This is a genomic window from Leucobacter sp. NPDC015123, from assembly GCF_043080205.1.
GTDB classification, from domain to species: Bacteria; Actinomycetota; Actinomycetes; order Actinomycetales; family Microbacteriaceae; genus Leucobacter; species Leucobacter aridicollis_A.
In genome coordinates this window covers 118,470-135,061 of sequence record NZ_JBIBVH010000009.1, presented here as the reverse complement: position 1 = coordinate 135,061, position 16,592 = coordinate 118,470, and the positions used below count along the sequence as shown (strand labels likewise).

At 65.3% G+C, this 16,592-nt stretch carries 14 protein-coding genes; all 14 read left to right on the top strand.

The genetic code is table 11. The annotated features are described in order from the left end of the window. Positions 1-26: 26 nt before the first annotated feature. The 14 genes from ACF07D_RS14885 (at position 27) to ACF07D_RS14820 (ending at position 16,558) form a co-directional block, all read left to right on the top strand. Entirely contained in the window at positions 27-395 is a 369-nt protein-coding gene (locus tag ACF07D_RS14885) for a DUF3040 domain-containing protein (RefSeq protein WP_119279308.1), read from the top strand. 558 nt (positions 396-953) lie between these two features. After that, positions 954-1,385 carry a division/cell wall cluster transcriptional repressor MraZ gene (gene mraZ / locus ACF07D_RS14880; RefSeq protein WP_119279310.1) on the top strand — a complete coding sequence of 144 codons (432 nt, stop codon included), beginning with the start codon at positions 954-956 and terminating at the stop codon, positions 1,383-1,385. Between the two features lie 13 nt (positions 1,386-1,398). Continuing rightward, on the top strand, positions 1,399-2,367 hold the full coding sequence (gene rsmH, locus ACF07D_RS14875; RefSeq protein WP_255809583.1) for a 16S rRNA (cytosine(1402)-N(4))-methyltransferase RsmH: 969 nt from the start codon (positions 1,399-1,401) through the stop codon (positions 2,365-2,367). Beyond that, the gene (locus ACF07D_RS14870; protein WP_119279314.1) at positions 2,367-2,954 is read left to right on the top strand and encodes a hypothetical protein; all 588 of its coding nucleotides are present in this window, start codon (positions 2,367-2,369) and stop codon (positions 2,952-2,954) included. The genes rsmH and ACF07D_RS14870 overlap by 1 nt, the downstream gene beginning before the upstream one ends. A gap of 32 nt (positions 2,955-2,986) precedes the next feature. Then, positions 2,987-4,804, top strand: coding sequence for a penicillin-binding protein 2 (locus ACF07D_RS14865; RefSeq protein WP_255809584.1), 1,818 nt, complete (start codon positions 2,987-2,989; stop codon positions 4,802-4,804). An 11-nt stretch (positions 4,805-4,815) separates the two neighbouring features. Continuing rightward, positions 4,816-6,375, top strand: a complete 1,560-nt coding sequence (locus ACF07D_RS14860) for a Mur ligase family protein (RefSeq protein ID WP_391505425.1) — start codon at positions 4,816-4,818, stop codon at positions 6,373-6,375. Then, positions 6,372-7,808 carry a UDP-N-acetylmuramoyl-tripeptide--D-alanyl-D-alanine ligase gene (murF, locus tag ACF07D_RS14855; RefSeq protein WP_391505424.1) on the top strand — a complete coding sequence of 479 codons (1,437 nt, stop codon included), beginning with the start codon at positions 6,372-6,374 and terminating at the stop codon, positions 7,806-7,808. The genes ACF07D_RS14860 and murF overlap by 4 nt, the downstream gene beginning before the upstream one ends. Further along, positions 7,805-8,890, top strand: coding sequence for a phospho-N-acetylmuramoyl-pentapeptide-transferase (mraY, locus tag ACF07D_RS14850; protein ID WP_119279322.1), 1,086 nt, complete (start codon positions 7,805-7,807; stop codon positions 8,888-8,890). Before murF ends, mraY begins: the two co-directional genes overlap by 4 nt. Further along, on the top strand, positions 8,887-10,368 hold the full coding sequence (gene murD / locus ACF07D_RS14845) for a UDP-N-acetylmuramoyl-L-alanine--D-glutamate ligase (RefSeq protein WP_391505423.1): 1,482 nt from the start codon (positions 8,887-8,889) through the stop codon (positions 10,366-10,368). The genes mraY and murD overlap by 4 nt, the downstream gene beginning before the upstream one ends. Before the next feature lie 3 nt (positions 10,369-10,371). Beyond that, complete coding sequence (locus ACF07D_RS14840) at positions 10,372-11,592, top strand: FtsW/RodA/SpoVE family cell cycle protein (RefSeq protein ID WP_391505422.1); 1,221 nt, start codon at positions 10,372-10,374, stop codon at positions 11,590-11,592. A gap of 5 nt (positions 11,593-11,597) precedes the next feature. Continuing rightward, positions 11,598-12,674 carry a glycosyltransferase gene (locus ACF07D_RS14835; RefSeq protein WP_391505421.1) on the top strand — a complete coding sequence of 359 codons (1,077 nt, stop codon included), beginning with the start codon at positions 11,598-11,600 and terminating at the stop codon, positions 12,672-12,674. Continuing rightward, positions 12,646-13,962: an MFS transporter gene (locus tag ACF07D_RS14830; protein WP_391505420.1), complete on the top strand. Its 1,317-nt coding sequence runs from the start codon at positions 12,646-12,648 to the stop codon at positions 13,960-13,962. Before ACF07D_RS14835 ends, ACF07D_RS14830 begins: the two co-directional genes overlap by 29 nt. Beyond that, positions 13,962-15,392, top strand: a complete 1,431-nt coding sequence (murC, locus tag ACF07D_RS14825) for a UDP-N-acetylmuramate--L-alanine ligase (protein WP_391505419.1) — start codon at positions 13,962-13,964, stop codon at positions 15,390-15,392. Before ACF07D_RS14830 ends, murC begins: the two co-directional genes overlap by 1 nt. Further along, positions 15,389-16,558 carry an FtsQ-type POTRA domain-containing protein gene (locus tag ACF07D_RS14820; RefSeq protein ID WP_391505418.1) on the top strand — a complete coding sequence of 390 codons (1,170 nt, stop codon included), beginning with the start codon at positions 15,389-15,391 and terminating at the stop codon, positions 16,556-16,558. The genes murC and ACF07D_RS14820 overlap by 4 nt, the downstream gene beginning before the upstream one ends. Positions 16,559-16,592 lie beyond the last annotated feature (34 nt).

Here is a 16,592-nt window from a genome sequence, read left to right as displayed (position 1 = left end):
ACTTTTCTAAAGGTGAAGGGGGCATCATGGCGCTGTCAGAACACGAACAGCGGCTGCTCGACGAGATGGAGCGTCGGCTCTATCAGAGCGAGGCTGATCTGCTTCCTGCATCGACGGGCGTGCCGCGTCGTTTTAACTACCGTTCGCTCGTGCTTGGCACGCTGCTCGCGCTCGCTGGCATCGGCCTGCTCATCGGTGGGGCCGCCATGCAGCAGCTGTGGCTCGGTCTTCTCGGGTTCGTCGCCATGCTTGGTGGTGTGCTTGTGATGTTCTCGAAGAGAACAGAGGTTGAGCCAGAGCAGTTCTCCTCAAGCGCCCGTCAGACGGCGCAGGCCAAGGAATCGCTTGCAGATCGCATGGAACGCCGCTGGGATGAGCGGATGGGCGGCCAGTAGGTCGCCCCACTTTCCTCCACACGGGTCACAGCTTCGGCTGTGGCCCGTTTTTTTATGCCCCTTTCGAGTCGGCCGTCGCCAACCGTTGCGCCTGGGATCTGCACGAGAAATGCCCGGATGCTTGGAGACCACGATTTGTACTGCAGATCTGCGGGTTATGGGGCGTGGCTTTGCTGGTGGGCCGTTGGGCTGAGTCGCCGCACCTCTGAGTCGCCGAGCTATTGAGTCGCCGAGCTGTTGAGCCGCTGAGCAGCCGAGCCGCCGAGCCGCTGAGCAGCCGAGCTGCTGAGCAGCTGGGCTACTGAGACACCGCACTCCGAGCCACTGGGCCTGCGTACAGGCCACCCTTTCTGCCTGGCACTGCGGCTCTCCGTGCCCGGAAATGCACCGGCGAGCGCAAAAGAGCGCGAAACCGCCCAAAATCGCTCCACTTTGCTCCACCATTCAAATCAACAGAACTTTCGAGATCTATTCGAGAAATAACGGCCATTTGCGTGATAAGTGGAGGGAAGTGGAGTACCGTGGGAGAAACGTATCGAATGAGGAGGGGAGTGGACTATGTTTCTCGGCACGTTCACTCCGCGCCTCGACGAGAAGGGCCGGCTGATTCTCCCCGCGAAGTTTCGCGACGAACTCGCCGACGGACTCGTGATCACCCGTGGCCAAGAGCGCTGCCTCTACGTCTTCAGCGAGAGCGAGTTCGAGGCGATGCACGACAGAGTCAGGCAGGCGCCGCTCACGTCGAAGCAGGCAAGGGATTACCTCCGCGTGTTTCTTTCGGGTGCACACCCTGAGACGCCAGACAAGCAGCACCGCGTGACGCTTCCCCAGACTCTTCGCGACTACGCGGGCCTCGATAGAGAGCTCGCCGTCATTGGCGCGGGCTCGCGAGCCGAGATCTGGGACGCCCAGGCATGGGAGACCTACCTGACCGAGCAGGAATCAGTCTTCTCCGACATCGAAGAGGAGGTGATTCCCGGCATGTTCTAGCCGGGAACACGTTATGGCCCAGCCCACACCACGCAATCCTGCCGAGCTGCACACCTCCGTCATGCTTGACCGCTGCGTTGAACTTCTCGCCCCCGGCGCGGAGCGCGACGGAGCTTTCGTTGTTGACGCGACGCTCGGGATGGGCGGTCACACCGAGGCGCTTCTTGAACGCTTCCCAGGTCTCACAGTTATTGGGCTCGACCGCGACACAGAGGCACTCGAGCTTGCCGGCGCCAGACTCGAAAGGTTCGGCGACCGGTTCGTGCCTGTCCACGCCGTCTACGACGAGATCGACAGGGCGCTCGCTGAAGCCGGCGCACGGAGCATTGACGGTGCGCTGTTCGATCTCGGCGTCTCCTCGCTGCAGCTTGACGACGCCGACCGTGGCTTCGCCTACGCTCAAGACGCCCCGCTCGATATGCGCATGGACCAAACCCGGGGGCGCACCGCGGCTGAGATTCTCGCGGAAGAGCCCGAGGGGCGACTGCGAGAGCTCTTCGAACGTTACGGTGAGGAGCCGCTCGCAGGTCGCTACGCCCGGGCGATTGTCGCGGCGCGCAAAGTCGCCCCGCTCGAGCGCTCGGGTCAGCTCGTCGATGTGCTGCAGGAGGCGACCCCTGCCGCGGTTCTCGGCAAGCGGCACCCGGCCAAGCGGGTGTTCCAGGCACTCCGTGTCGAGGTGAACGGTGAGCTCGCGACACTTGAACGCGCGATCCCCGCGGCGATCGACAGGCTGAACCTCGGCGGAAGGCTCGTGGTGATGTCGTACCAGTCGCTCGAAGACCGCATCGTGAAGCGGGCCATTCAGGGCCGGAGCCGCTCGACGGCACCGCAGGGGCTTCCCGTCGAGCTTCCAGAACACAAGCCTGAGCTGCGCATCCTGACAAAGGGCGCTGAGCAGGCGACAGACGAAGAGAAGGCAGTGAACCCGCGCGCTATCCCGGCACGGCTTCGCGCGGCAGAACGAGTGAGGGAAATGTGATGAACGCAACAGTTCCCGTCGAGGTAGATCCGATTGAGCTGTTCGGCGCGCCCGCGCCGCTGCGCGACACCTCGCGCGATCGCGCAGATCGACTGCGCCCGGTTCCGGCTCCGGCCGCGAAGCCGAAGAAGAGCCCGGTGCTCGGCGCGATCGTTGCCGTATGCGTCATCCTCGGAATATTCGCAGCTCAGCTCGCACTCAGCATCCTCGTGTCGCAGGGCGCGTATGAGAGCCGCGCGCTCGAGATCGAGGAGCGCGACCTCGGCCGCGTCGAACGGGTGCTGTCGCAGAACCTCGACAAGCTCGCATCGCCTCAGAACCTCGTCGAGAATGCAGCCGCGCTCGGCATGGTGCAAAACGTCGCCCCAGCGACGATGCGCCTCAGCGATGGTGCGATCCAGGGAGACCTGAACTCAACGACTCGCGAGGCTAGCCCGAACCTTGTGCCAAACGCTCAGCTCGAGAACCTGCCTGTCGTTGACGCGAAGGGTCTCCTCACGAACCGAAACGCTCAGGCTGCTCCCATCGTCGACGCCGCCGCGGCCGTAGCATGGCAGGGCAAACTTCCCGCACCAGAAACGCACTAGTCCGCTCGGCGGGCCCGTTAGGAGACGAACGAGTGTTGTGGCGAACCCTGCGAGGCACGCGAGGGCGAAACCTGGTTGTCTTCGCCATTCTCGTGCTCGTCGCGCTCGCCTTCATGGTCCGGCTTATCGACCTGCAGATGATCTCTGCCGCGGCGATGAACGAGGAGTCCCACGAGAAACGCGCAGTTCCGGTCACTGTCTCGAGCGTGCGCGGCGACATCGTCGACCGCAATGGCAACGTGCTGGCGACGACTGATGAGCGCTACGACGTGCAGCTCTCGCCGAAGAACACCCTCGTGAACAAGGGCGGGTTTACCCGCCCGGATCTCGAGCGCGGCGCGGGCACCATCGACGTCACACTCGAGCAGGCGTACGCGGAGATCGGCTCGGTCACGGGCCAGAGCGGCGCGGAGATCAAGAAGATCGTCGACGACGCGCTCGAGGTCGATAAGAAGTCGGACTTCGCGTACGTCAAGCGGGGCGTCGACCTCAACCAGCTGCAGGAGCTCAAAAAGCTGCAGATTCCGTGGCTCACTTTCGAAAGCCAGCACAAGCGCGTCTACCCGAACGGCGCCGTCGGCGGCAACATTGTCGGCTTCGCCGGGCAGGACGAGGTCGCCCAGGCGGGTGTGGAACTCTCGCAGGACGAGTGCCTCGCGGGCGAAGACGGGGCAGAGACCTACGAGCGCGGCGCAGACGGCATCCAGCTCCCCGGCAGTGTGGTGGAGACGAAAAAGGCGCAGAACGGCGGCACTGTCGAGCTCACGATCGATCTCGACCTGCAGTGGGCGAGCCAGCAGATCATCAACGAGCAGGTGCAGAACGTTGGTGCCGAGTACGGCTACCTCGTCGTCATGGACGCGAAGACGGGCGAGCTCGTCGCGGTCGCCGAGGACGGCTCGGTGGATCCGAACGACGTTGGTGCGGTTGACGGTGACAGGCGAAACGCCCGCTCTTTCACCTCGCCGTACGAGCCCGGCTCGACATTCAAGATCATCACCGCGGCCGCGCTCATTGACAAGGGCCTCGCCACGCCGCAGAGCACAGTCACGGCGCCAGACAACTGGCAGCCGCAGTCGGGCGTTACCTTCAGCGACTGGTTTAACCACGGCCCGGCCGACTGGACCCTCACAGGCACGCTCGTCTACTCCTCGAACGTCGGCATCTCGATGCTCGGCAGCCAGCTCTCGCCCGAGACGCGCTACGAGTACCTGAAGAAATTCGGGGTGGGCCAGCCGACGAACGCCGGTATGCCGCTCGAGGACCAGGGAATGTTCGCGGACGTCGCTGACTGGGATGCGCAGACAAGCTACGTGACGATGTTCGGTCAGGGGCTGTCGTCGACGATCGTGCAGACCGCCGGGGTCTTCCAGACGATCGCGAACGACGGCGTGCGGGTGCCGCCGTCGATTGTGAAGAAGTGCACGCCGGAGGAGGGGAAGGCTGTCGCGCCCGACCACGGCGACGACGTCAAGGTGATTTCGCCTGAAGCGGCGGCCGAGACCCGGAAGATGCTTGAAACCATCGGCACTGACGGCCTCATCAAGGACATGGCAGCGATTCCCGGCTACCGGATCGGCGGAAAAACGGGAACCGCCGAGCAGTCTGACGGCCAGGGTGGCTACCGCACTGACTTCGTCTACAGCTTCGCAGGCATGTTCCCGATGGACGACCCGCAGTACGTGATCGTGGCGACAGTCGCATACCCGCACGGTGGTGACGGAACCGCCGCGGCTGTGACTGCGTTCCACGATGCGGCCGAGTCCACGATCCGCAAGTTTCACATTCCGCCGTCGACAGGCAAGTACGAGAAGTTGCCAATTGGCGATGAGCTCGCGTCAGCTGGGTAGGATCGATACACGTGACCAGCACTACCGGTGATCTTACGATCAGACCCCAGCATCCGCAGAAGGTGACGCTCGCGCAGCTCGCTGAGCCCTTCTCTCTCGAACTCGCACACGCAGACGGCGAGGTGGTTGTCACTGGCGTGACTATCGACTCGCGTGATGTCCAGCCTGGCGACCTCTATGTCGGCATTCCCGGCGCGAAGCATCACGGCGCGAATTTCGCTCAGGTGGCGCTCGCGAGCGGCGCGGCCGCGATGCTGACTGACGCTGCGGGCCGCGACATCGCGCTCGCTGCAGGCGTCGCCGGGCTCCCGATCCTTGTCGCCGATGTGCACCCGCGCTCGATCCTCGGCGAGCTTTCGGCCCGTGTCTACGGCACTGACGCGCTCGCTGCGAAGACGTTTGGCGTGACTGGCACGAACGGCAAGACAAGCGTCGTGTATTGCATCGCACAGGTTCTCGAGGCGGCCGGGCTGCGCCCGGGCCTGAGCTCGACGGCTGAGCGCAGGATCGGCGACGAGGTGATCGTGTCGAACCTCACGAGCCCAGAGGCCTCCGAACTGCACGGCCTGCTCGCCCGCATGGTTGAGCGGGGTGTCGAAGGAGTCGCGATCGAGGTCTCTGCGCAGGCCATCGGGCGCCACCGCATCGACGGGGTGCACTTCGACGTCGTCGCGTTCAACAACTTTTCGCAGGATCACCTCGAAGAGTACGGCGACATGGAGACCTACTTCCAGGCGAAGCTCGCGCTGTTTGCCCCGGAGCACGCCGCACGCGGCGTTGTCGTCGTTGACGGTCCGTGGGGGCAGCGCGTCGCACGCGAGTCGCAGATCCCGGTGACAACGCTCGCGACCGAGTACGGCCAGAGCGCCGATTGGCACCTCGCGATCACCGCCCAGGATCTCGACGGGGTCGCCTTCGTGCTTCAGGGCCCCGAGGGCGCACACTTCCGCGGCAGGGTGCCGGTGTTCGGGAGGTTCATGGCCGAGAACGCCGCGCTCGCCCTCATCATGCTGCACGAGGCGGGAATTCCTATTTCCAGGGTTGAGGCGGGACTCACTAATGGGCTCATCCCCGTGCAGATTCCCGGCAGGCTCGAGGAGATCACCGAGGGTGGCGCCGGGCCCCGGTTCTACGTCGACTACGGCCACACTCCAGGGGCCTTTGAGGCGATGCTTGACGCGCTCGGCGAGGTCGCCGAGGGCAAGATCATCTTCATGTTCGGTGCCGACGGCGACCGCGACACGACGAAGCGCGAGGAGATGGGCAGGATCGCCGCTGCTGGTTCAGACGCGCTCATCATCTGCGACTACCACCCGCGTAGCGAGCCACCCGAGCAGATTCGCGCTCAGTTGCTTGCGGGCGCTCGCTCGGCAGCCCACGCGACGCTCTACGAGGAGGCGGATCCGAAGCGCGCGATTCGCCTCGCCATTTCGCTCGCAGAACCGGGCGACGTTATTCTGTATGCCGGTCCCGGACACGAGGACTACCAGGAGGTCGCCGGGGCGTTTATCCCGTACTCGGCGCGTGATGAAGTACGCGGCGCGCTCCGCGAGGCAGGATTGCTTGCGTGATTGAACTCAGTTTCTCCGAGGTCGCTGCCGCGATTGGGGGCAGGCTCGTGCTCGCCCCAGGCGACACGCCTGACACCCTGGTGTCGGGGGAGTCCCAGACCGACTCCCGCGAGGTGCAGCCAGGCCAGATCTTCTTCGCGAGGCGCGGTGACGACACTGACGGCCACCTCTTTGCGGGAAAGGCCGCGCGAGCTGGCGCGAAGCTGCTTGTCGTGGAGCGCGAGCTCAGCGCCGCAGAACTCGGTCTCGACGCCGGCGCTCCAGCCGTCACGCAGCTCGTCGTTGGTGACGCAACTGACGCACTTGGCGCTCTCGCGACCGAGGTGATCCAGCGCCTGCGCGCACACGACAAGTTGACCATCGTCGGGATCACGGGCTCGAACGGGAAGACAACGACGAAGAATTTGGTCGCTGCGATGGCCGAGAAGCTCGGCCCGACGGTTGCGAGCGAGAAGTCGTTCAACAACGAGGTCGGCGGGCCGATGACGATGCTCCGCGCGACGCCCGAGACCGAGACCCTCGTCGCTGAGATGGGTGCGAGTGGCGTCGGCGAGATCGCTCGGCTCACGGCTATGGCTCAGCCGCATATTGGCGTGGTGCTCACTGTCGGGCTTGCGCACGCCGGTGAGTTTGGCGGCATCGAAGCGACCTTCCGCGCGAAGAGCGAAATGGTGCAGAGCCTTGACGCGACCGGTGTGGCGGTGCTCAACCGCGACGACCCTCGTGTCGCCAAGATGGCTGAGCTCACCCCAGCGCGGGTTGTCTGGTTCGGTCAGCACCCGGAGGCAGATGTCCGTGCGAGCGATATCGAGCCTTCGGCAAGCGGCACGACGTTTACCCTGCACGCTGGCGGCGAGTCGCGCTCCGTTGCGTTTCGGGTGCTCGGCGAGCACCACGTCATGAACGCGCTCGCTGCTGCAGCCGTCGGAACGACGCTCGGCCTCTCGCTGGACGCGATCGTTGAGGTGCTCGAAGCGGCGACCCTGGCGGCTCCGGGTCGTATGCAGGTGCTCGGCGGTCGCGACGGAATCACGATCATCAATGACGCCTACAACGCGAGCCCCGATTCGATGAGCGCCGCCTTGCGCACGCTCGCCCAGATCACGAAGCCTCAAGGCCGCTCGGTCGCCGTGCTCGGCGCAATGACCGAACTCGGGGACTACACGATCGAAGAGCACCTCAGAGTCGGGCTGCAAGCCGTGCGGTTGCGGATCCGGCAGCTCGTCGTCGTCGGCCGAGACGCGCGCGACCTGCACATCAGCGCCATCAACGAGGGCTCGTGGGATGGCGAGAGCGTCTTCTTCGAGACACAGGACGAAGCTTTTGATTATCTCGTCGAGATGCTCACTACCGATGACACGGTGCTAGTGAAGTCTTCGAACGCCGCGGGCCTGCAGGCCCTCGGAGACCGCCTGGGGGAGGCATACGCATGATTGCCATGCTCATCGCGGCGGGGTTCTCGCTGTTGTATTCACTGCTACTGACGCCGTTATTTGTTCGCGGCTTCAACAAGCTCCGTTGGGGGCAGCCGATTCGCGTCGACGGGCCGAAGGAGCACGAGACGAAGCGAGGCACGCCAACGATGGGCGGCCTGATCTTCCTCTCGGGCTCAGTGCTCGCCTACTTCGTCGGCAAGCTTGTCATGGGGGAGACCCCGACGCCGTCGGCGCTGCTCGTCATTCTCATGGCTGTCGGCGCCGGCACTGTTGGCTTCATCGATGACCTCATGAAGACGAGGTTGCAGAACTCCGCGGGCCTCGGCGGCTGGGCGAAGGTCTTTGGCCAGGTCGTGATTGCGGTGTCGTTCGCGCTCCTTGGCCTGCAGTTTGCGAACGAGCACGGCCTCACGCCTGTGTCGACGCATATCTCCATCTTCCGTGACCTGCCGTTTGACTTCATGAGCCTCGGGATCATCGCGGGCACGATTCTGGTGATCCTGTGGGTCATGGTGATCGTCACTGCGACCACAAACGCTGTGAACGTGACCGATGGCCTTGACGGCCTTGCAGCGGGAGCATCGATCTTTGCGTTCTCCGCGTATGTGCTTATCGGGTTCTGGCAGTCGGCACAGAACTGCGCGGCGACCGCGGGCGAGGCCGGCTGCTACGAGGTTCGCGACCCGATGGACCTCGCGGTGATCGCGGCGGCGTTCCTCGGCGGCGTCGCCGGCTTCCTCTGGTGGAATACGAACCCCGCCCAGATCTTCATGGGTGACACTGGCTCAATGGGTATCGGTGGCGCGATCGCTGCGCTCGCGATTCTCACCCGCACCGAGGTCCTGCTCATCCTGATCGGTGGCCTGTTTATCATCGAAACCGGCTCAGTCATCCTGCAGCGGCTCTACTTCAAGGTGACGAAGGGCAAGCGAATCTTCCTGATGAGCCCAATCCACCACCACTTCGAGCTCAAAGGCTGGGCTGAAGTGACGATCGTTGTCAGGTTCTGGATGATCGCAGGTATTTTCGCGATCGTCGGAATCGGCGGCTTCTACGCAGAATGGGTGCTGAGCCAATGACCGCAGTCCAGGATCGTCTCGCCGCGCTGACAAGCTGGCACCACGACTGGTCAGGGCTGCGAGTCGCCGTGCTCGGTCTTGGTGCGACTGGCTTCTCCGTTGCTGACACACTCGTCGAGCTTGGCTCCCGCGTTCGCGTCGTCTACGGCAAGCCTGACGCCGACCGCGAGCGGTTGCTCGACGTGATTGGTTCGGAGCGTGCGCTCGCGGAGACTGACGATGCGCAGATCGCAGAGCTCACAGGCTTTGATCCCGAGCTCATCGTGATCTCGCCGGGTTACCCGGCGCATCACCCAGTGATTGAGTGGGCGAGCGAGCACGGCGTTGAAGTCTGGGGAGACATCGAGCTCGGTTGGCGGCTGCGCGATAAGACGGCGAGGATCGCCGACTGGATTTGCATCACCGGAACGAACGGCAAAACGACAACCACTCAGCTCACTGCGCACATGCTCGTCGCCGGTGGTCTGCGGGCGGCACCGGTCGGCAATATCGGTACGCCGCTGCTCGATGCGCTCCGCGACCCCATTGGGTACGACGTGCTTGTGCTCGAGCTTTCAAGCTTCCAGTTGGAGCGCGTCCGCTCGATGTCTCCGTACGCGAGCGCGTGCCTGAACCTCGCGGACGACCACCTCGACTGGCACGGCGGCGCCGAGGCCTACCGCAACGCGAAGGCGAGGGTCTACGAGAACACGCAGGTCGCCTGCGTGTACAACCGAGGAGATCTCGAGACTGAGCGCATGGTCGAAGAGGCAGACGTTATCGAGGGCGCCCGCGCGATCAGCTTCGGGCTCGATACTCCGCCGCCGAGTGGTTTCGGTGTCGTCGAGGGGATTCTCGTCGACCGCGGCTTCCACACGGGGCGACAGAACGAGGCCTACGAGCTCGTCACTGTCGAGGAGCTGAAGGATCGTGGCATCGGCCAGCCGCACATGGGGCTGAACATTCTCGCTGCGGCTGCGCTTGCCCGCTCACGCGGCGTTGAGCCCGCAGAGGTTGCGAGCGCAGTTCTGAGCTTCACTCCCGACGCACACCGCGCCCAGCAGCTCGGCGAGCACGCAGGGGTGTTCTGGGTCGACGACTCGAAGGCGACGAACGTGCACGCGGCAGACGCTTCGCTGCGCGCGCTCTCCGGAGTCGTGTGGATCGTTGGCGGTCTGCTCAAAGGCGTCGACATTACGCCGCTCGTTGCCGAGCACGCGTCCCGCCTCCGCGCCGCGGTCGTCATCGGCGCGGAGCGCTCGGAGGTGCTCGGGATTCTTGCCGAGCACGCTCCCGGCGTTCCAGTCGCCGAGGTGACCGCCGAGCGCGGCATTGCCGTGATGCGTGACGCGGTGCGCGAGGCAGCCTCGTTCGCACAGCCGGGGGACACTGTCTTGTTGTCGCCAGCGTCGGCATCGATGGATCAGTTTGCTGACTACGCCGACCGCGGGCGCGCCTTCCAGGACGCGCTGCGGGAGCTTTCGGCGGACGCGGAGTAGCTGATGGCTGCCAGAGGCGGGGAGCCGGGCGAGGGGAGTGCCCGGCCCGCCCTGGCGGGTGCGCGGATATCGCTCGGCGCCGCCCCAAAGACTGGCAACAATCGCACGGTCGCATTGCTGTGGGGGATCACGCTCTTTCTCACGGGTATCGGGCTCATCATGGTGCTGTCGGCGTCGTCGGTCACGTCATACACGCAGGATCAGGGGAGTCTCGGAGGGTTCACGCGCCAGCTCGTGTTCGCGGGCCTTGGGCTACCGCTCATGGCGTTCGCGGCGACGCGCAAGCTTGATTTTTGGAAGCGGTGGGCCTGGTGGTTTTTCGGCGCAGGGCTGTTGCTGCAGGCACTCGTCTTCACGCCGCTGGGGTTCGCGGTCGGCGGTAACCGCAACTGGCTGCTCATCGGCGGCATGCAGGCGCAGCCATCAGAAGCGCTCAAGCTCGCGCTCGTCGTCTGGATCGGTGCGGTGCTCCTGAAGAAGGAGAAATACCTCGGGCAGGTGTCTCACGAGCTCGTACCGATCGTGCTCCCCGGTGCGCTTCTCGCTCTTGGCCTCGTGCTCGCGGGTCGTGACCTCGGCACCGTGCTCATCATGGCGGCGCTGGTGATCGGTGCGATGTACTTCGGTGGCGTGAGCTTGAAGTCGCTTGGGATCATCGTCGCTGGTGGTGTGATTGCGACGATATTTTTCGTCGTCACGAGCGAGAACCGCATGAAGCGTCTCTTCGAGCACTCGGGCGGCGAGTCAGACTACTCGGGTATCGGCTGGCAGCCCCAGCACGGCCTGTGGGCCCTCGCGAACGGCGGCATGTTTGGCGTCGGGCTCGGCGGGTCGAAAGCGAAGTGGAACTGGCTCCCTGCCGCCGACAACGACTACATCTTCGCAATCATTGGCGAGGAGCTCGGGTTTGTTGGCGCGATGCTTGTGATTGTGCTGTTCATCGTGTTGGCTGTGCTGATGCTGCGAGTGATCTCGCAGGCGCGAGATCGGTTTGGCCGTGCGGTCGTCGGCGGCGCGCTCGTGTGGATCGTCGGGCAGGCCTTCGTGAATATTGGCGTGGTGATTCGAATCTTCCCCGTGCTCGGCGTGCCGCTGCCGCTGATTAGCTCAGGCGGCACCGCGCTCGTGTCGTGTCTTGTGACGATGGGGGTCGTGATCTCGGTCGCGCGCGACGCGAAGGCCTACCGAGAGGAACTTGCGCAGGGCGCATCCGTGGGACGATAGACCCTATGACAACGTACCTCCTCGCTGGCGGCGGCACCGCCGGACACGTGAACCCGCTGCTCGCCCTCGCCGATCGGATTCGCGGGAGAGAGGCAGACGCAGAGATCGTTGTGCTCGGCACGAAGGAAGGCCTTGAGGCAAGGCTTGTGCCTGAGCGAGGGTACGAGCTGTCGACGATTGCGCGGCTGCCGTTCCCGCGCAGGCCAAACGGCTACGCACTGACCTTTCCAGCGAAGTATGTCGGCGCAATCCGCGAGGTTCGCGAGCTGATCCGGGATCGCGGCGTCGACGTCGTTGTCGGCTTCGGCGGGTACGCGTCCGCTCCCGCATACCGGGCCGCAGCGAAGGAGGGCATCCCCTCCGTGATTCACGAGGCGAACGCGAAGCCAGGGATGGCGAACAAGCTCGGCGCACGGTCGACCGAGTTCGTTGGAGTCACGTTCGCCGACACGCCGATCGCGCACGCTCGGGTCACAGGTATGCCGCTTCGGCCCGAGATCGAGGAGCTCGACCTTGCCGCGCTTCGTGGCGAGGCTCGCGCCCATTTCGGCTTCGATCCTGACAGGCCGACCCTCCTGGTGACCGGAGGCTCCCTCGGCGCCCGGGCGATTAATCGCGGCATTTCTGGCTCGGCCAAGGCGATTGTCGACGCCGGAGTGCAGGTGCTGCACGTGTGGGGTGGACTCACCGAGATTGAGGACCCGGAGGTCGCGGGCTACACGGTCATCGAGTACTGCGACCGCATGGATCTGGCCTTCGCGGCATGCGATCTCGCGATCTCGCGAGCCGGATCGACGACTGTAAGTGAGCTCTCGGGTCTCGGGGTCCCTGCCGTCTTCGTGCCGCTCAGCCACGGCAACGGCGAGCAACGGGCGAATGCGGCGGGCGTTGTTGCCGCAGGCGGGGCACTCATTGTTGACGACAGTGAGCTCACTCCCGAGTGGGTGACCGGCACGCTCCTGCCCCTCATCACAGACCGGGAGCGCCTCAGCGCGATGTCCGAGCGCGCACGGCGTTCAGGATCGCTCGACGGAACCGCCAGGCTCTACGACCTTGTCCGCGAAGCCCTTGCGGCAGGATAGCGCCGCACCCGGCATCACTCCGCGTTCGTGGGCGATGCTCGCGGTGATGGTGTTCGGGCAGGCGGCTACGACGGTCGTCACGGCAACGCCAGCGTTTCTTATTCCCTACCTGCATTCTGAGCAGGGCATGAGTCTCGCTGGCGCGGGGATGCTCGCAGGCGCACCTCACCTCGGACTCGTGCTCACGCTTATCGCGTGGGGCGCGCTCACCGACAGGTTCGGCGAGCGTAAGGTACTCATCACAGGCCTCGCGCTCACGACCCTCGCGGTTGCTGCCTCCATGCTTGCCCAGGGGTTCGTCTGGCTCGGGGTCGCGTTTGTTGCGAGCGGAGCAATGTCTGCGTGCATCAACAACGCGAGTGGCCGCTTGATCGCGGGCTGGTTCCCGGTTGAAAAGCGGGGCCTCGCGATGGGCATCCGCCAGACATGCCAGCCCGTGGGCATGGCGATCGCGGCGCTTGCGGTGCCCGCGGCGGCGAACGCCTGGGGCATCGTCGGGGCGCTTGCGTTTGGCGGCGTGCTGACCGCCGTGAGCTTGGTCGCGTGCGCGATCATTGTCGTCGACCCGCAGATTCCCGCGAAGACGCTCGCCCAGGTGAGTAGCAGCCCTTACCGTGAGTCTGGCACGTTGCTGCGGATCCATGCAGTCTCCGTGCTGCTCGTCATTCCACAGTTCGTGCTCTCGACCTTCGGGCTCGTCTGGTTCGTGATCGGCTTTGGGTGGAGCGAGCTGGCGGCCGGGGCGCTCGTCGCGGCAGCCCAGCTCATCGGGGCGGCTGGCCGAATCGTCGCGGGCGTCTGGAGCGATCACGCCGGGTCGCGTCTGCGACCGATCCGGATCATCGCGTTCGCGTGCGCCGCGCTACTGCTTGTCGCGGCTTGCTTCGGTTGGGCCGATATGGCGATTCCAGCCGCGGTCGTGTTTGTACTCGTGAGCTGCGTGAGCGTCGCCGACAATGGCCTTGCTTTCACCGCCGTCGCCGAGATCGCCGGGCCGCGCTGGTCGGGCCGCGCCCTCGGGGCACAGAACACCGGGCAGTTCCTCGCGTCGGGCCTGCTGCCGCCAGTGATCGGCGCGCTCATCGCCGCGCTTGGGGTACCCGCCGCGCTCGCGATCGTCGCCATCGCGCCGCTTGTCGCGGCCCCCATTGTGCCGTCGGAGGAGGACGCGCATGCCACAGCGACGCGTACGGCGAAGGCGGTACGCTTGAAGCCGCGCAAACGTGCAGCCGGACCCGGTTCGGCGCACGACGAGGCGCCCGCACGACAGCCTGAGGAGGCTCCCTGATGATCTATCCCGACACCCAGCTTGAGATCCCTGAGGACCTCGGCCGCGTGCACTTCGTCGGTATCGGTGGAGCCGGGATGAGCGCGATCGCACACATGATGAGCGCCGCGGGCGTTCAGGTGACTGGCTCCGATCGTGGCGCGAACTACAGCACTCAGGCGCTTGCTGACGCGGGCGTCAAGATCGCGGTCGGTCACGCCGCGGAGAACGTCGGGGACGCAGACACGCTCGTCGTCACCGGCGCGTTGTCGCCGGACAATCCCGAATACGTCGAAGCCCGCGAACGTGGGATCCCGGTGCTGCACCGCTCGCAGGCGCTGGCCTGGCTTGCCCGCTCGAAGCGGCTGGTCGCTGTCGCGGGTGCCCACGGCAAGACGACCTCGACAGGAATGCTCGCTACCGCACTTTTGGGGCTCGGCACGGACCCGTCGTTCGTGAACGGGAGCGTCATCGCGGGCATCGGCACCGCCTCCGCCGCGGGGGACGACGACCTGTTCGTGATCGAGGCAGACGAGAGCGACAAATCGTTTCTCATCTACGACACGCAGGTGGCGCTCGTGACCAACGTCGATCCCGAGCATCTTGATTTCTTTGGCTCGCGCGAGAACTTCATGGCCGCGTTCGTTGACTTCGCCAGGGGAGCGAGCGAGTTGCTCGTGATCTCGGCAGACGATCCTGGCGCGCTCGAGGTGCTCGCCGCGCTTCGCGCTGAGCGCGATGGCGAAACTCCAGCTCCGGTTCGCACTTTTGGGTTTGCGGACGGCGCAGACGTTCGGATCGTATCCGTGGACACCACTGATCGCGCCGTCCTCGAGCTTGAGATCGCCGGCGAACGATTCGCGGAGCAGCTCGGAGTGTTCGGGCGCTACAACGCCGTCAATGCCGCCGGCGTGGTCGCTGTGCTCACCGGGCTCGGATTCGATCCGGGAGCCGCGCTGCGTGCGGTTGCAGGTTTCACTGGGACGCACCGCAGGTTCGAGTCACACGGCGAGCCTGGCGGGGTGCGCGTATACGACGACTACGCCCACCACCCGACAGAGGTCGCAGCGCTGCTCGACTCCGCTCGTTCGGTCGCCGGCGCGGGAAAGCTCATCGTCGTGCACCAGCCACACCTCTACAGTCGCACAAGGACGTTTTTCAAGGAGTTTGCTGAGGCGTTCTCGCTCGCGGACCACACGATCGTGCTTGAGATTGACCCCGTGCGTGAGGCGCCTGACCCCTCGACGACGGGAGCGCTCGTCACCGAGGCCTTCGCAGACCGCAGCCGCGCCTCATACATCGACGACTGGGCCGCCGCAGTCGCGCGGGTCGTTGAGCTCACCGCCCCAGGGGATCTCGTGCTCGTCGTCGGTGCGGGCAACGTCTACAAGATCGTTCCGCAGCTTGTCGAAGCGCTGGGCGTGGCGGTCGGGGATTCGGGCCGCGAGTGAAGCGTCCTGATGGGTTTGATTCGGGGAGGCCGCAAGACCCTGAGCGGACAGCAGCCGACCTCCGCGCCGAGCGTGAAGCGCTCGCCCGCGAATCCGCTGCTCGCGAGCAGGCAGCGCGGGAGGCAGCTGAACGCGACGCCCAGAACCGTGCGGACGCTGCGCGCGAGCAGGAGGCGGCCGACACTGCCGCGCGCGCCGCGGAGCGCGCATGGATCGCAGAACGCACCCACGCAGTCGACACGGTGACCGGCGTAGAGGGCGGCGCAGGCGATCCTGATCCGGCTGATGCCCAGGAGACACGTGACGTCTCGGCTTCGCTTGATGTCGCTCGGCTTCGGAGCGCGCCGGACAGAGTCCGCGCGCTGTTGCCCAGGCGTGCAGTGAGCGAGGTTGACCCAGTCGTCGCCGCCGAGAAGCGGCTGCGCGCCGCGGAGCGGCAAAACAAGCGGCGCGTGAAGCGCGAGACAAAGCGCTTTACCGCTGAGTCGCGTCGGCGACGTCGGCGCGTGCTCATAGCGCTCGGGACAGTCGCGGCACTCGTGCTGTTTGTGCTCGTCGGCGCGTTTACCCCGATCATGTCTGTGCGCGATATCAAGGTCGAGGGTGCTGCAAGCGTGAACGTCGACGAAGTGGCCGAGGCGCTCACTGAGTTCAACGGGGTGCCCCTGGCGCTCGTGAACGAGAATGACGTGCTGCGCGCGCTCGAGCCCTTCCCGCTCATTCAACGCTATGCGATCGAGCGCGTGCCACCGAGCACGCTTATCGTGCGGATTGAGGAGCGGGTGCCTGTCATCGCGATCGCAGAGGGGGACTCGCTTCGCCTGTACGACGCCGCTGGGGTCGTGCTTGGCGACGTTGCGGAGCGGCCCGAGGGGGTGCCGCTCGGCAGCGCTGGCATGCGCAACACGTCGTCAAAGGGGTTCCAGGCCGCCTCGCGCGTGGTGCGTGACATGCCTGCCGCGCTCCGCGCGCAGCTCGCTGAAGTGAGTTCGACGAGTGGGCAGGACGTGACGTTTACGCTGGCGAGCGGCGTCGAGGTGTTCTGGGGAAACACCGAGGAGACGAAGCGGAAGTCGCTCGTCCTCGAGACGATGCTGAAGTCGCTCGGCGATCGCGCGGTCAGTCATATTGACGTCTCGTCGACCGAGTCGCCCATCTTCAAATAGATTCGCGGCGTGTCGAAGGCGCGGGGTGGGCGCT

Bases quoted from the DNA above. Each gene is read 5' to 3' on its own strand.
- ACF07D_RS14885 (WP_119279308.1), top strand. From the start codon at position 27: ATGGCGCTGTCAGAACACGAACAGCGGCTGCTCGACGAGATGGAGCGT.
- mraZ (WP_119279310.1), top strand. From the start codon at position 954: ATGTTTCTCGGCACGTTCACTCCGCGCCTCGACGAGAAGGGCCGGCTG.
- rsmH (WP_255809583.1), top strand. From the start codon at position 1,399: ATGGCCCAGCCCACACCACGCAATCCTGCCGAGCTGCACACCTCCGTC.
- ACF07D_RS14870 (WP_119279314.1), top strand. From the start codon at position 2,367: ATGAACGCAACAGTTCCCGTCGAGGTAGATCCGATTGAGCTGTTCGGC.
- mraY (WP_119279322.1), top strand. From the start codon at position 7,805: ATGATTGCCATGCTCATCGCGGCGGGGTTCTCGCTGTTGTATTCACTG.
- murD (WP_391505423.1), top strand. From the start codon at position 8,887: ATGACCGCAGTCCAGGATCGTCTCGCCGCGCTGACAAGCTGGCACCAC.
- ACF07D_RS14840 (WP_391505422.1), top strand. From the start codon at position 10,372: ATGGCTGCCAGAGGCGGGGAGCCGGGCGAGGGGAGTGCCCGGCCCGCC.
- ACF07D_RS14835 (WP_391505421.1), top strand. From the start codon at position 11,598: ATGACAACGTACCTCCTCGCTGGCGGCGGCACCGCCGGACACGTGAAC.
- murC (WP_391505419.1), top strand. From the start codon at position 13,962: ATGATCTATCCCGACACCCAGCTTGAGATCCCTGAGGACCTCGGCCGC.